The 12,013-nt window shown below is 41.9% G+C and carries 14 protein-coding genes; 13 read left to right on the top strand and 1 reads right to left on the bottom strand.

Annotated features, from left to right (window positions below; genetic code table 11):
* Positions 1-2: 2 nt before the first annotated feature.
* The 11 genes from C7E02_RS07225 to C7E02_RS07175 all read left to right on the top strand — a co-directional run bounded on the left by C7E02_RS07225 (position 3) and on the right by C7E02_RS07175 (position 8,805).
* Positions 3-314: a hypothetical protein gene (locus C7E02_RS07225; RefSeq protein WP_105309814.1), complete on the top strand. Its 312-nt coding sequence runs from the start codon at positions 3-5 to the stop codon at positions 312-314.
* A gap of 168 nt (positions 315-482) precedes the next feature.
* The gene (locus tag C7E02_RS07220) at positions 483-590 is read left to right on the top strand and encodes a DUF3789 domain-containing protein (RefSeq protein WP_006426179.1); all 108 of its coding nucleotides are present in this window, start codon (positions 483-485) and stop codon (positions 588-590) included.
* Between the two features lie 120 nt (positions 591-710).
* Positions 711-1,697: a DUF5688 family protein gene (locus C7E02_RS07215; RefSeq protein ID WP_105309193.1), complete on the top strand. Its 987-nt coding sequence runs from the start codon at positions 711-713 to the stop codon at positions 1,695-1,697.
* Positions 1,694-2,032, top strand: coding sequence for a plasmid mobilization protein (locus tag C7E02_RS07210; RefSeq protein WP_021740716.1), 339 nt, complete (start codon positions 1,694-1,696; stop codon positions 2,030-2,032). Before C7E02_RS07215 ends, C7E02_RS07210 begins: the two co-directional genes overlap by 4 nt.
* Positions 2,023-3,468, top strand: coding sequence for a relaxase/mobilization nuclease domain-containing protein (locus C7E02_RS07205; RefSeq protein ID WP_105309192.1), 1,446 nt, complete (start codon positions 2,023-2,025; stop codon positions 3,466-3,468). Before C7E02_RS07210 ends, C7E02_RS07205 begins: the two co-directional genes overlap by 10 nt.
* Entirely contained in the window at positions 3,443-4,462 is a 1,020-nt protein-coding gene (locus C7E02_RS07200) for a DUF3801 domain-containing protein (protein ID WP_330406748.1), read from the top strand. The genes C7E02_RS07205 and C7E02_RS07200 overlap by 26 nt, the downstream gene beginning before the upstream one ends.
* A 5-nt stretch (positions 4,463-4,467) precedes the next feature.
* Positions 4,468-5,472, top strand: coding sequence for a hypothetical protein (locus tag C7E02_RS07195; RefSeq protein WP_105309191.1), 1,005 nt, complete (start codon positions 4,468-4,470; stop codon positions 5,470-5,472).
* Between the two features lie 26 nt (positions 5,473-5,498).
* Positions 5,499-5,702 carry a hypothetical protein gene (locus C7E02_RS07190; protein WP_105309190.1) on the top strand — a complete coding sequence of 68 codons (204 nt, stop codon included), beginning with the start codon at positions 5,499-5,501 and terminating at the stop codon, positions 5,700-5,702.
* Entirely contained in the window at positions 5,689-7,485 is a 1,797-nt protein-coding gene (locus C7E02_RS07185; protein ID WP_105309189.1) for a VirD4-like conjugal transfer protein, CD1115 family, read from the top strand. Before C7E02_RS07190 ends, C7E02_RS07185 begins: the two co-directional genes overlap by 14 nt.
* Positions 7,486-7,517: 32 nt before the next feature.
* Positions 7,518-7,883: a hypothetical protein gene (locus tag C7E02_RS07180; RefSeq protein ID WP_055171589.1), complete on the top strand. Its 366-nt coding sequence runs from the start codon at positions 7,518-7,520 to the stop codon at positions 7,881-7,883.
* Positions 7,884-7,968: 85 nt separating this feature from the next.
* Positions 7,969-8,805 (top strand): hypothetical protein, encoded by an 837-nt coding sequence (locus C7E02_RS07175; protein WP_105309188.1) that lies wholly within the window; start codon positions 7,969-7,971, stop codon positions 8,803-8,805.
* Between the two features lie 28 nt (positions 8,806-8,833).
* On the opposite strand, the gene C7E02_RS07170 is transcribed toward C7E02_RS07175, so the two are convergent.
* Positions 8,834-9,214, bottom strand: coding sequence for a hypothetical protein (locus C7E02_RS07170; RefSeq protein ID WP_105309187.1), 381 nt, complete (start codon positions 9,212-9,214; stop codon positions 8,834-8,836).
* An 81-nt stretch (positions 9,215-9,295) separates the two neighbouring features.
* Here C7E02_RS07170 and C7E02_RS07165 point away from each other — a divergent pair, with 81 nt between their 5' ends.
* Both C7E02_RS07165 and C7E02_RS07160 read left to right on the top strand, forming a co-directional pair.
* Positions 9,296-9,688: a PrgI family protein gene (locus C7E02_RS07165; protein WP_105309186.1), complete on the top strand. Its 393-nt coding sequence runs from the start codon at positions 9,296-9,298 to the stop codon at positions 9,686-9,688.
* Complete coding sequence (locus C7E02_RS07160) at positions 9,669-12,008, top strand: VirB4-like conjugal transfer ATPase, CD1110 family (RefSeq protein WP_105309185.1); 2,340 nt, start codon at positions 9,669-9,671, stop codon at positions 12,006-12,008. The genes C7E02_RS07165 and C7E02_RS07160 overlap by 20 nt, the downstream gene beginning before the upstream one ends.
* The last annotated feature ends 5 nt before the right edge of the window (positions 12,009-12,013 follow it).

Genomic DNA, 12,013 nt, shown 5'->3' with positions numbered 1-12,013 from the left:
ATATGAAAATTGCAAGATATGAACTGAAGGTCGTGTATAGGAAAGAGCTGATTTTGACGATGGAAGACGATGTAGACAGCGAAGAACTGTTGAAGATTTTTCTGGAAACACAGTTGAAAGAGGAAAAAGAACAGAGTGAATTACTTGGAATTATTGCTGAGAAAGTGTTAGAAGAAAGCTGTACGGAGCAGTGTGAAAGTTGTCAAAAGTATTGTCCGGCAAGTGAAGAATGTATGGCAACTGATGAAAATGTACGATGTACAAAGTGTGAATACTTGTGTGAAACTTGCGGGATTTGTGAACTGAAAGAATAAAAAAAGCAAGTGCTTTTTCGGCAAGTAAATCTTCTGATACCCGGAACAGTGAGACGGGTGCAGAAGAATACACAATACCAGCAAGCAACGCCTTTGGATTGCCACACAGGTTTCCTGTCTGGCAGTCTGCGGCAGCTTGTCAGGGAGAATCCCTGAAACCCTCAGAAAATGAAAAAGGAGAAAGTAACAATGTTGAAGTTTATTTGTGGAGTATTAGTAGGTGGCATTATAGGAGTAGTGTTGATGTGCCTGTTGCAGATTAACAAGATTCAGTAGACAAAAAGAAAGGAGATACAAGATGCAGGTTGAAGTATCAATGAAAGACAAAAAGAAAGCAGAAAGACGATATCAGGAATATTTAAAGAAAATGAACAAGAAGAAGGGAGAACAGAAGAAATGATTGCAAGAGAAATGATAGCAGAAAAAGTGTTTGCGGAAAGTGTAGCAAAGGACATCAGGAATTTTCTCCCAGAAAAATATGAGAATGCAGAATTTCAGGTAATGCAGATGAATAAAAATAATGGAGTCCAGATGATAGGAGTACAGGTAAGACTACAGGAAGAAAATGTGTGCCCAGTTGTTTATGTAGGGTCGTTCTTTAATGAAATACGTTTGGGTGAACCTGTTGAGAAAGTGATGAATGAAATTGCAAAATGCATGGAAGAAGCAGGCAATGCTCCGTTTGTGCACAACGGTATCAACCCAATGGATTATGATTCAGTGAAGGAACATCTGGCAGTGATGCTTGTAAACACGCAGGCAAACAAACGAATGTTACAGGAAATGCCTCATGAAAATATCGAAGATCTGTCGGCTATCTGTTATGTGGATTTTCCGGTAGAGTCTAACGATGGAAAAGCGACTATGAAGGTGAAAAATGAACATCTTAAGATGTGGAATGTGGATGCAAAAGAAATGTTCCATCAGGCCAGAGCAAATACCCAACCTGTAAATACACCGATTCTTCAGTCAATGGACGAAATGATGTTGAGTATTTTTAATGAAGAAGGACATGCAACGAATCTTTTAAATGAAAGTGTTGAATTTGGACTTCGTTCACATGATATGTTGTATGCGCTTACGAATGTAGAAAAGCAATATGGAGCATCTATGATTACGCAACCAGAAGTTTTAAATAAACTGGAACAGCTTTTCCCAGAAGGATTCTATGTTTTGCCGTCATCGGTGCATGAAGTTCTGATCGTTCCGGATAATGGAGAGATGGAACCGAAAATGCTTGGTGAAATGGTACGGGAAGTAAATAAAAATGAAGTGGAACGGCAGGAGGTTCTCTCAGACAGAGTTTACAGCTACGATAAAGAAAAACACCAGATTCGCCAGGAACCAGATTCTATACAGAAAGTAAAGGAGATGGAGCGTTGAGAAAACGTAATGTAGCAATCCTTTTTCGATTGAACAAAAAAGAAGCAGAGGTATTGGATAAGAAAGTAAAGAAAAGTGGACTGAACCGGGAAGCTTACCTGAGACAGTTGATTTCCGGTGTTGTTCCAAGAGACGCACCGCCACCAGATTATTATTCCATGATGCGGGAACTTCATAAGATTGGAAATAACTTAAATCAGATTGCACAGAAAGCACATGTGTTAAATGTGATAGATGTGCAGCGTTACGATCAGGAAGTGTGGAAGTTCAATGAAGCGGTCCGTAAGATTACAGAAGCAGTAATACTTCCGGAGAAAAACGAATCATGGCAGTGACATCAATCTGGAGCATCAAAGGTTGGATTGGAAAAGTAATCAATTATGCGGAAAATCCAGATAAGACCAAAGAACAGACGAGCCAAGAACTGATTTCAGAAAGTGAAACCGGGCAATTACAAGGACTTAATGATGTGATTACCTATGCGGTGAATGCAGAAAAGACCAGACTGAGACAATCTAAATCAGTGGAAATGGAAGTTGTCGGAGAATCGGAAGAACTGATGGAACAGTATGTATCGGGACTTAATTGTGCACCGACAACCGCCAGAGAAGAAATGATTGCAGTCAAAAAGCGTTTTGGAAAGGAAGGCGGGATTGTAGCGTTCCATGGATACCAGTCTTTTGCACCGGGAGAGTGTACACCTGCAATGGCACATGAGATTGGAAAGAAGCTGGCAGAAGAATTGTGGGGCAGTCGGTATCAGGTATTGATCGCAACCCATTTGGATAAGACGAATCATCTGCACAATCATTTTGTGGTGAACTCAGTTTCATTCCTTGACGGGAAAAGATACCACAGGACAAATCAGGATTATCGGGATATGAGAATGGTGTCGGACCGGTTATGTAAAGAATATCAGTTATCGGTTGTCGGGCAGCCGGAACAGGGGAAAGGAAAACATTATGCCGAGTGGCAGGCAGAACAGGAAGGAAAGCCGAGTTATCACAGCATGGTAAAAGCAGATGTTGATGAAGCAATCCGAAAAGCGAGGACTGAAAAACAGTTCTTTTTTTATTTGCGGGAAAAAGGATATTCTTTTAAGTTCGGGAAAGACATTACCATTCGTCCGAAAGGGCGGGAGCGTGGTCTGAAGTTAAAGCGGAATTTTGGAGAGAATTATTCACTGGAAGCAATCAGGGTTCGGATTCTGGAAGAAAATGAATTACCTGCCGAGAAGAAACTTCCGGTTCGTAAGACTTACCGGATTCGGGTATCCAGCAACTTCAAGCAGACAAGAAAAATCGGAGGACTTCGGGGATTGTATCTGCATTACTGTTATCTTTTAGGAATCCTACCGAAGAATCGCCTGTCAATATCTGCTAAACAGGTGCATGTATTGTTCCGGGAGGATTTATTAAAACTGAATACCGTTTCTAAAGAAACGAAGCTGCTTTGCCATTATCACATTGATACTGCGGAGCAGCTTTTTTCATTGAAGGACCATTTACAGAAACAAATGGAGCAGTGTGCGGAGGAACGGAAGCACTTGCGTTATAAGATTCGGGCAGACAGACCGGAAGAAGAAATACAGGAAATGAAGGAGCAGATAAAAGTTCTGACAGAGAAAATTGGAACGCTCAGAAAGGAGGCAGCACTTTGTGATGGAATCGCCGCACGTTCCAAGGTAATCGAAGAAAAATTTAAGATGGTGCGGGAAGAAAAAGAGAAGAAGGAGGAACAAAGCCATGAACACATCAGGCGAAGCCGCTGATCAGGTGGTACGAATGTCGTTGGAAGTCGGTGAAGCAGCATTGAAGATCAGTGNATCGAAGAAAAATTTAAGATGGTGCGGGAAGAAAAAGAGAAGAAGGAGGAACAAAGCCATGAACACATCAGGCGAAGCCGCTGATCAGGTGGTACGAATGTCGTTGGAAGTCGGTGAAGCAGCATTGAAGATCAGTGGCACAGGAGCGAAGCATCTGGCAGTGATGCTGTATGCAGTCTTAAAAGAGAAGAAAAAGACAAAAGGCAGAGTAAGACTTGAAACACTGGTCAAATCAGGTAGACCACTGACGGTATTTTCAGTGAAAGAAAGTGATCTGAAACAATTTGTTCAGGAAGCAAAACGATATGGCGTGTTGTACTGTGCAGTCCGAAATCCAAGAGGAAGCAGTGACGGATTGGTAGATGTGATTGTAAAGGAAGAAGATGCACCAAGAATCAACCGTATCGTAGATAGATTCCAGTTTGCATCTGTAACAGAAGCAGCGAAGATTAAGACGGAAATTGAGCGGACACGTGCAGAAAAAGCAAAAGCCGGAAAATCAGAGAAGCAGGAAAAGAAGCCGGAAAAAGTACAGGTTCAGCAAGAAAAACAGGGACAGGCAGAGCCGGAAAAAGATTATCCGCAGAAATCCAAGGAGGATCAGCTTATGGACGAGTTGTTTGGAGAGTCGGTGAAGAAAGAGGGTAAGGAGCAAAACCCCTCTTTGGCAAAGACGACCAAATCCCGTCTGTCCGAGCCTACCTCAAAGAAGCAAGAGAAAACCGCAGAGGGTACTTCTAAGTTATTTACCCCGGAAAAACCAGAGAAACCATCGGTCAGAAAGGAACTTCGGGAAATACAGAATGCAAGGAAGAAAGAAGCGGAGCGGCGTGAGAATAGAAATGATCCGGTGAGAAATCAGGGAAATAAAGACCGGAATCAGATTCTCCACCAGCAGCCACAACAGAAACGAAAACCAAGGAAAGGGAAAGAGAGGTAAATTTTATGGATAATAGTTTTGATTCTTTATTAAATGCATCGGCTGTACCACAGGATGAAAAGGTACAGGCATTTATTGCAGAAAGCAGAAATAACAGGAATCGCTGCTATGAGTTGTCAGAGCAGGTAACCGCACAAGTGGCAACGGATGGGAAAATGCTGCAGAAGTATCTGGATGTACAGAGTACCTTTGATCGATATACTACCAATAATGCACTTCTGATTCTGGCACAAAGACCAGATGCACAGAAATTAGGTGACTATGGATACTGGAGAGATCATGGATTTTATTTAAAACGTATGGAACGACAGAATCCAGTTCTGATTTTAGAGCCGGGAAAAACATATAAGCGTGAAGATGGTACAGTTGGAAATTATTATAATGCGAAAAAGCTATATGATATTTCTCAGACAACAATGTCCGATACTACAATTCAAAAGTCAGAATATGAAGAACATGATTTAATCCGGGCGTTAGTCAGTACCCCTCCGGTAAATATTGTTGCAGCAGAACCAGAACAGATGCCGGATGAAAAAGGAGCATTTTTTAAACCGGAAGAAGGTTGTATTTATGTAAGAAAAGGGATGAGTGCACAGGAAATCTTTCAGAATCTTGTGCCGGAATTGGTATTTGCCGGATATGCGGATGGGAATCCGCACTATGATAAAAATGAAGATGCATTTCATGTATCGTGTGCGTCTTATATGTTGTGTAAAAAATATGGAATAGATACCAGTCGATATGATTTTTCACATGCACCAGAGTTCTTTGAAAAAATGGAGACTCAGGAAGTGCGGGCGGAACTTTCCAGAGCCAGAGATGCAGCGAATGCAATTTCTGCAAGAATGGCAAAGGTACTAGATCAGAATCGGAATGCAACTTACCGACAGTCAGAGACTGAAAAAACCGGACAAGACAGTTCTGAAAAGGTGAAAGATAAGAAAGAAAATCCAGAGCCTGAAAAGAAAGAACAGAAATCCAGAGGACAACATAGAAAAGAAGCACGCTAGAAAAATCAGGGAAAGGAGAATGCAAAATGAGCAGTGATACGATCACGTTAGAACTGGACAGATATGAGAGCGGTGTAGTGTTCCATTCCCTGAAGGACAAGCGGAATCAGATGCTGAAAGAGGGAAAAGATACGGAGCTTGTCGATGACGTCTTAATGAAAGTCATTGAGAAAATCGAAGTACCGCCGGAGAAGGAAAAGCGAGGACGCAGAAGCCATGAAGAACGATGATGAGCAGAGTGGTCTGATACTGGCAGTAATTGGAATTATCCCGGTTATCTGGTTTGCGTTACTTGTCGCACCTTATCTTTCGTCTGGTCTTATGGGGATTCTGGAAGGAGTCCCGGAAGCAATGAACCACCCGTTTTCGATTCAGTTATGTGGGGACAGTGTAAAAACTGTCCTTATTTTTTTGCTGTCTTACGCCATGGGAATCGGGATTTATATTTCTACCAGGAAACATTACCGACGAGGCGAAGAACATGGCTCTGCCAAATGGGGAAATGTGAAAAAAATCAATCGCAGATACAGGGAGAAGCGATTTACAAAAAATAAGTTGCTGACCATGCATGTACGAATCAGCTACAATATGCGGAAACATTTGCGAAATGTATTGACGGTTGTGATTGGCGGTTCCGGTTCAGGAAAGACCAGATTTTTTGCAAAGCCGAATCTGATGCAGGCGAATACCTCTTTTGTGGTTTTAGATCCAAAAGGAGAGAACTTGCGGGACACTGGGTATCTTCTGGAAGAAAAAGGATATGAGGTAAGAGTGCTTGACCTGATCAATATGGAAAAGAGCCATTGCTATAACCCGTTTGTATATCTGAAGGATGATAACGATGTGCAGAGACTGGTGACGAACCTGTTCAAAGCGACTACACCAAAAGGCAGTCAGTCCAACGATCCATTTTGGGATACCGCAGCTTCCATGTTGTTACTGGCACTGATTTTCTATCTGAGATATGAAGCACCAGAGGAGGAGCAGAATTTCCCGATGGTAATGGAAATGCTTCGTGCCGGAGAAGTCAGAGAGGACGATGACCAGTACCAGTCACCGCTTGATGAATTGTTTGAGCGGTTGGAAATGAAGAACCCGGAACATATCGCAGTAAAGTATTACAAAGATTATCACTCTGGTAGTGCCAAGACATTAAAATCCATTCAAATCACATTAGCCGCAAGACTTGAGAAATTCAACTTATCCAGTCTGGCAGCACTGACTGCAACAGATGATTTAGACCTGCCATCACTGGGAGAGCGGAAAGTGGCTTTATTTGCGTTAATCCCGGACAACGACACCAGTTACAACTTTCTGGTGTCAATTTTGTATACCCAGTTATTTCAGCAGTTGTTCTATCTGGCAGATCATAAATATGGAGGGAGACTTCCGGTTCATGTGCATTTCCTCATGGACGAATTTGCAAATGTTTCACTGCCTGATGACTTCGATAAGATTCTGTCCGTTATGCGTTCCAGAGAAGTGTCAGTCAGTATTATTTTGCAGAATCTGGCACAGTTAAAGGCATTGTTCGAAAAGCAGTGGGAAAGCATTATGGGAAATTGTGATGAATTTTTATATTTAGGCGGCAATGAGCAGGGAACACATAAATATGTCAGCGAACTTCTTGGCAAGGCAACGATTGACACGAACACCTATGGAAAGTCAACAGGACATTCCGGGAACTATTCCACCAATTATCAGAATACAGGGCGGGAGCTGATGACACCCGATGAAGTTCGCATGTTGGATAACCGATATGCGATTCTTTTTATTCGTGGAGAAAGACCAATTTTAGACGAGAAATTCGATATTTTAAAGCATCCCAATGTGGGACTTACGACTGACGGAAACGGGAAACCATATCTGCATGGTACGGTTGGCCGGGCGGTGGCAAGTATCTCATTGGGAGACAGTTTAGAAGGTGAACTTACAGACGATTCACTGGAATCGGAAGATTACGAATTATTATCCGATGAAGATCTGGAAGAAATCATACAGAAATATCAGTAAATCCAAGAAAAATATATAGGAGGCTATCAAAAATGAAGTTAGATATGCGAAAGAAGCAGGAGAAGAAAGAAACAACAAAATCAACGAAGAAGCTGCCCATGACAGCAAAAATGAAACGTGCCATTGCAGTGTATATTGCAATGGTACTGATTATGACAGCAGGAGCAAGTACTGTATTTGCGGCAGACGATCCACTGACCGTAATCAATAATCTGTCCACATTTATCTTTGGACTGATTCGTGCTATCGGAATGATTTTACTGGGATTTGGAATTGTGCAGGTTGGTTTATCACTGAAATCTCACGATCCAAGTCAGCGAGCCAATGGATTCTTAACATTAGCAGGTGGTGTAATCATTACATTTGCAAAAGAAATCCTGAATTTGATTACGGGTTAAGAAGAATAGAAAAATAAAAGAAATGGGACGGTGCAGGTCCACATGGAGCCGCACCGTTCCGACTAAGACAGGAGGTGTTTAGAACGTGTCAGATAACTGGGTAGTACAGAACTTGCAAAATGCCTTGGATACCTGGAACAGTAAACTTGCGGAAATCTGGCAGATACTCACACAGTCACCGGAAAACTTTAAGGGTGGCGGTATCTGGCAGGTGATTGTGCAGATTCATGGAGCGTTGCAGGCAATCGGCTATGCTTTGTTAGTGCTTTTCTTTGTAGTTGGAGTGGTCAAGACTTGTGGAAGTTTTACAGAGGTAAAAAGACCGGAACATGCATTAAAAATATTTATACGTTTTGCGATTGCAAAAGGCGTAGTCACGTATGGACTGGAGCTGATGATGGCATTATTCAACATCATACAAGGAGTGACCAGTACGATTATGCAGACCGCAGGATTTGGAAGTACGGAAGATGCCGTTTTACCGGACGAAATCATAGAAGCGGTAGAAGATTGTGGATTTTTTGAAAGTATTCCTCTATGGGCGGTGACGTTGATCGGTGGACTTTTTATTACAGTTCTGAGCTTCATTATGATTATGAGTGTATATGGAAGATTTTTTCGATTATACCTATATACAGCAATTGCACCGATTCCGTTATCTTCCTTTGCAGGAGAGCCGAGCCAAAATATTGGAAGAAGTTTCTTGAAATCCTATGCAGCAGTGTGTTTGGAGGGAGCGATCGTGGTACTTGCCTGCATTATATTTTCATTGTTTGCATCATCACCGCCAGTAGTCGATCCGGACGCAGCTGCAGTGACCATGGTGTGGAGCTATATTGGAGAATTGATTTTCAATATGCTTGTACTGGTCGGAGCAGTGAAGATGTCAGACAGGGTAGTGAGAGAAATGATGGGATTGTAAAAAGGACGCCCGAAAGCATCCTTAAAATTTATTCTACAATGTTGTTGCTGTTGTTATACCGCATATTCCCCTGAGAATCAAAATGAACAGAATCTAAAGGAATCCCTCTCTGTCTGGCACGAGAAATCTGGAAGGACATATCATCTTTCATAGCTTTGTAGTATTGATGTTCCTGCCATTTGCGTCGCAGAGCAGAAATCCAACTGAGAACTGAAAAGGCAGTCAGCAGATAGAGGATTGCAAATGCAAGTTTCTCATGAGTTGCTGTCCATGGATTCAGAATTGTGGAAACAGCAAGAAAGTATAACAGCAGTAAGGTCAGATTTAATCTGGCAGCAATCCGAAACAGCAAAGAAATCAGGAATAGAGCAACGGTAACAACAAGTGAAATCATAACAGTGATTGGCATAGGTCAGTCCCCCTTTCATTTACCCAAAGTGTAACAGAACAGGAAAAAGATAACAAATGTGCGATTTGGAGGTGTATCGTTTTGGAAGTAAAAATTAACAAGGAAATCAGGGATTACACGGAAGCAATCTTTTTCGGATTGTCCCTAAGACAGTTTATCTTTTCAGGATTAGCCTGCGGGATTGCCGTTGGGCTTTATTTTTTGCTTCACCCATACATGAGTATGGAAACAGTGAGCTGGATTTGTGTACTGGGAGCTGCCCCATGTGTAGTGTTCGGGTTTGTAAAATATCATGGAATGACAGCGGAGCAGTTTATCTGGGCATGGATAAAATCAGAAATCCTGATGCCGAAAAAATTGGTGTTCCGGTCAGAAAATCTTTATTTTGATGCGGTAGAACCAGTCATTAAAAAATATGAGAAAGAAAGTATGAAGAAGGAGGGACGCAAGAAAAATGATAAAAACGCTGAGTAATATCTTCAAGCAGGATAAAGAAAAATTTGTAATTCCAAGAAGCGTACAGCAGGTAATTCCCATCGAGACCATCTGGTCTGACGGGATATTTAAAATCGGGAGAAATAAATTTGCACGTACTTATAAATTTACGGATATCAACTATGCGGTGGCAAGCAAAGTAGATAAGGAAACCATGTTCCTGGAATATATGGATTTATTAAATTCGTTCGATTGCGGTGGAACAACAAAAATAACGATCAATAATCGCCGCTTGAATAAAGTGGATTTTGAAAAAGCAATTCTGATTCCGGTGCAGGAGGACGGACTGGATTTATATCGGAAAGAGTACAACAACATGCTTTTAGATAAGGCAACCAGTTCCAACAGCATGGTGCAGGAAAAATATGTGACAGTATCCTGCTATAAGAAAACGATCGAAGAAGCCAGAACGTATTTTGCACGAGTGACAACAGAGCTGAACAGCCATTTTGCAAGATTGGGTTCCAAATGTGCAGAGGTAAATGGAGAAGATAAGTTACGGATTCTGCATGATTTTTACCGTACCGGAGAAGAATCTGGTTTCCATTTTGATATTCAGGAGAGTATGAGAAAAGGGCACAGCTTCAAAGATTATATCTGCCCGGATACTTTTGAATTTGAAAAAGATTATTTCCGCATGGGAGATCGTTATGGAAGGGTACTTTTTCTTCGTGAGTATGCTTCTTACATCAAAGACGATATGATAGCAGAACTGACCGATATGAATCGGAATCTGATGTTGAGCATTGATGTGATTCCGGTTCCGACTGATGAAGCAGTACAGGAAGTGGAAAAACGTCTGCTTGGTGTGGAGACAAATATCACGAACTGGCAGAGACGGCAGAATGCAAACAATAACTTTTCTGCTGTCATTCCGTATGATTTAGAACAGCAGAGAAAAGAGAGTAAAGAGTTTATGGACGATCTGACCACGAGAGATCAACGTATGATGTTTGGAATACTGACTATGGTGCATACGGCAGAATCAAAGAAACAGCTTGACGCAGATACGGAAACACTTCTGACAATCGGACGGAAAAAGTTATGCCAGTTTTCGGTTCTGAAATTTCAGCAGATGGACGGACTAAATACAGCACTACCCATCGGACACCGGAAGATTCCGGCAGTCCGCACACTGACTTCGGAGAGTGTGGCAGTGTTGATGCCATTCCGGGTGCAGGAGATTATGGACGCAGGCGGTATCTATTGCGGTGAAAATGCAATCTCCCATAATTTAATTATGTGTAATAAAGAAAAACTGTTGAATCCAAACTCATTCCTTTTAGGTGTGCCGGGAAGTGGAAAATCCTTTAATGCAAAAATGCAGATTGTATTCCTGGCACTGGCAACGCAGGACGATATCCTGATTTGTGATCCAGAGCGAGAGTATGCATCATTAGTTGAAGCAATGGGCGGAGAAGTGGTTCGCATTGCTGCAGGAAGCCGGGACCATATCAATGCAATGGATATGGTAGACGGATATGGAGATGGCGGTGATCCAGTGATTGAGAAGTCACAGTTTATTTTATCTCTGTTTGAACAGTTGGATAAAAAAGGAATCAATGCAAAGGAACGTTCCATTATTGACCGATGTGTGGGAGAAGTTTATGAGGAATATCAGCATGGCGGAGCAGTGCCGACTTTGCGAGTGCTGCGTGAAAAATTTTTAGAACAGGAAGAACCGGAAGCACAGGATTTGGCACTGGTATCAGAATTATTTACCAATGGAAGTCTGAACGCATTTGCACATGAAAGTAATGTTGATGTGAATAACCGTATCATGGTATACGACATTCTGGATTTAGGAAAACAGTTAAAGACCATGGGACTTCTGGTAATCACTGATGCAATGTTGAACCGGGTAACGGAGAACTGGAAACAGGGAAAACGAACCCATATTTTCTTAGACGAGTTTCATGTAGTATTTGAAAATGAGTATTCCGGAGCATTTTTTAACTCTGCATGGCGAAGATTTCGTAAGCGTAATGCATTCCCGACAGCAATCACACAGAACGTGGAATATCTGTTAGATTCTGTTCTTGCAAGTACGATGATTTCAAACAGTGAGTATATCGTGATGCTTAATCAGGCAGAGCCGGACAGAGCAAAACTGGCAACACTACTAAATATCTCCACAGAACAGATGGGATATATCACAAATGCAGATGCCGGTTGTGGTTTGGTGAAATACGGAAGTTCGCTTGTACCGTTCGTCAATAGATTCCCAACCAATACAAGGTTGTATAAACTGATGACCACAAAGCCGGGAGAGGACAGTATCAACCGGGGAAGAATGTAAAACTA

Source organism: Dorea sp. Marseille-P4042 (genome assembly GCF_900290215.1).
Lineage (GTDB): Bacteria > Bacillota > Clostridia > Lachnospirales > Lachnospiraceae > Dorea > Dorea formicigenerans.
Note: the sequence above shows the minus strand (reverse complement) of the source record. Positions and strands in the feature narration are given on the sequence as shown.